The organism is Hymenobacter sp., from assembly GCF_031398885.1.
In the GTDB taxonomy this organism is placed as follows: domain Bacteria; phylum Bacteroidota; class Bacteroidia; order Cytophagales; family Hymenobacteraceae; genus Hymenobacter.
This window is the reverse complement of record NZ_JANNOD010000098.1, coordinates 1-2616: the sequence shown is the minus strand read 5'-3', so window position 1 is coordinate 2616 and position 2616 is coordinate 1. Positions and strand designations below refer to the sequence as shown.

General features: G+C 68.1%; 2 protein-coding genes. One reads left to right on the top strand and one right to left on the bottom strand.

All coding sequences use genetic code 11. The annotated features are described in order from the left end of the window. Nucleotides 1-60: 60 nt before the first annotated feature. Nucleotides 61-1053, bottom strand: a complete 993-nt coding sequence (locus RMO51_RS18400) for an NAD-dependent epimerase/dehydratase family protein (protein WP_310397131.1) — start codon at nt 1051-1053, stop codon at nt 61-63. A 141-nt stretch (nt 1054-1194) separates the two neighbouring features. Here RMO51_RS18400 and RMO51_RS18395 point away from each other — a divergent pair, with 141 nt between their 5' ends. Further along, nucleotides 1195-2298: a patatin-like phospholipase family protein gene (locus tag RMO51_RS18395; protein ID WP_310397129.1), complete on the top strand. Its 1104-nt coding sequence runs from the start codon at nt 1195-1197 to the stop codon at nt 2296-2298. The last annotated feature ends 318 nt before the right edge of the window (nt 2299-2616 follow it).

Below are 2616 nucleotides of genomic sequence, written 5' to 3'. Positions count from 1 at the left end.
ACGCACCCCTCTCCGCGGGAGAGGGGCCGGGGGTGAGGTGAAACAGGTGCTCCACCAAGCTTACGCCGGCTGCAGCTCCTTTAAATGCAGCAGCATGTCGGCCGTCATCTTGTCGAGGTCGAAGTCGGGCTGCCAGCCCCAGTCCCGGCGGGCGGCGCGGTCGTCGATGCTGGCGGGCCAGGAGTCAGCGATTTGCTGGCGGCCGTCGGGCTGGTAGGTGACCCGAAAGTCGGGGACGTGCTGCCGGATGCTGGCCGTGATTTCGGCCGGCGAGAAGCTCATCGCGCCCAGGTTGTAGCTGGTGCGCACCTTTATTTGGTCGGCCGGGGCGTGCATCAAATCCAGGGTCGCCTTGAGCGCGTCGGGCATGTACATCATGGGCAAGTACGTGTCTTCCTGCAGGAAGCATTCGTAATTCTCGCCCGCCACGGCCCGGTGGTAGATGTCCACGGCGTAGTCGGTGGTGCCGCCGCCGGGCAGGCTCTTGTAGCCGATGAGGCCGGGGTAGCGCAGGCTGCGCACGTCGAGGCCGTGCTTGCGGTGGTACCACTCGCACCACTGCTCGCCGGCCAGCTTGCTGATGCCGTACACCGTGTTGGGGTTCATCACCGTCACCTGCGGCGTGTGGTCGCGGGGCGTGTCGGGCCCGAACACGGCAATGGAGCTGGGCCAGTACACCTGGGCCACGCCGTGGGCCACGGCGGCTTCGAGCACGATGAGCAAGCCGTCCATGTTGAGCTGCCAACCGAAGAGCGGGTTCTTTTCGGCCGTGGCCGAGAGCAGGGCCGCGAGGTGGTAAATCTGCTTGGGGCGGTACTGGCGGATGAGCTTGTCGAGGCGGGAGCGGTCAAGCACGTCGAGCAGCTCGAAGGGGCCGCCGGCCAGCATTTCGGGGTTTTTCGGGGGGCGCACGTCGGCGGCCACCACGCAGGTGGGCGCGTAGCGCTGGCGCAGGGCGGCCACTAGTTCGAGGCCGAGCTGGCCGCAGGCGCCGATGACTAGCACGGAGCCGGGTAAAACGGGAGGAGCAGTGTCGCCGGGGGTGGGGGCCATGCGCGGAGTCGGGGGTGGGTGGGACGGTGGGACGAGGGTCGGGGCGCAAAGATACCGGGACCGCAACGGGGAACGAGCGACGAGGCCACAGCGGACTGCGAAAGGCCGCGCGGCCGCCGGGCCCATTGGTATCTTGGCGGCATGTTTACAAAGAGGTGGTTGCGGGGCCTGGCAATTGCCGCGCTGCTGGGCGGAAGTGCCGGGGGCCGGGCGCAATACTTGCCGCCAACGAGCGCACCTCGCCCTCCCTACCGCAACCTGGTGATGGAGGGCGGCGGCATCCGCGGCATTGCCTACGGCGGGGCGCTCCGGGAGCTGGAGCGGCAGGGGCTGCTGCGCGGCATCGAGCGGGTGGGCGGCACCTCGGCCGGGGCCATTCAGGCGGCGCTGCTGGCGGTGGGGTATTCGCCCGACGAGATTATTGCCGTGGTGAACGCCACGCCCGTGCAGCGGCTCAACGACGGGCGCTTCATCTTCGTCGGCGGCAGCCACCGCCTGCTGAAGCAGTACGGCTGGTACCGCGGCGACCAGTTTGCCACCTACCTCAGCGGGCTGGTGGCCCGCAAAACCCGGCGCCCCGACCTCACCCTCGGCGAGCTGCACACCCTGGCCCGGGAGCAGCCCGGGCGCTTCCGCGACCTCTACACCACCGGCACCAACCTCACCACCCAGCGCACGCAGGTGTTCAGCTACGAAACGCACCCCGCCCTGCGCGTGGCCGACGCCGTGCGCATCAGCATGAGCATTCCGCTCTACTTCCGGGCCGTGCTGCTCGATGCCCGGGGCCAGGTGGTGAGCGGTAAGCCCGCGCCCGGCCAGCCCGTGCAGGTGCTGGTCGACGGCGGCCTGCTGGCGAATTACCCCGCCGATTTGTTCGACCAGCCGCGCTACCTGTCCGCCGGCGCCAGCGGGCCGCCCGATGCGCGCGGCCGCGTGTTCAACCCCGAAACCCTGGGCCTGCGCCTCGACCGCGCCGAGCAGATTGCCTACGACACCGCCGCCACCGGCCGCCAGCAGTTGGCGCCCTACGACGTGCACGACTTCGGCTCCTACATCGGGGCGCTCTACACCGTGGCCATCGAAAACCTGAACCCCGCCCAGCCCGGCGACTGGCAGCGCACGGTCAGCATCAGCACGCTGGGCTTCAACCCCAAAATCAAGCGCGTATCCGAAGCGCAGAAGCAGCAGCTGGTGGCCAGCGGGCAGGCGGGCGTGCAGGCGTTTCTGGCCCGGCGGCCGAAGTAGGGGCCATTCCAGCACCACCCACTTCCCACTGGCTCCCGCGACGCTTCACTTGAACCAAGCCTGTGCCCGGGCGGAGACGACGCGACATTCTTCGGCTCCGAAAAAAGCATCCGGGCCTTTCCCGCGTCTATTGCGGCGCCGTTGCGTCCCCTTCCCGAAACGGTCCCTGCCTATGCATGTCTCGTCCGGCTATAGCTATACAGGTGGAGGTGATAATCCGGCCTGCGCTTTACAGGCCGGGGTGGTAATCCGGATTGGACTTTACAGGTGAGGAAGATAAGCCGCGAATTTATTTCCGCCGCCAGGGCTGGGTGTCAA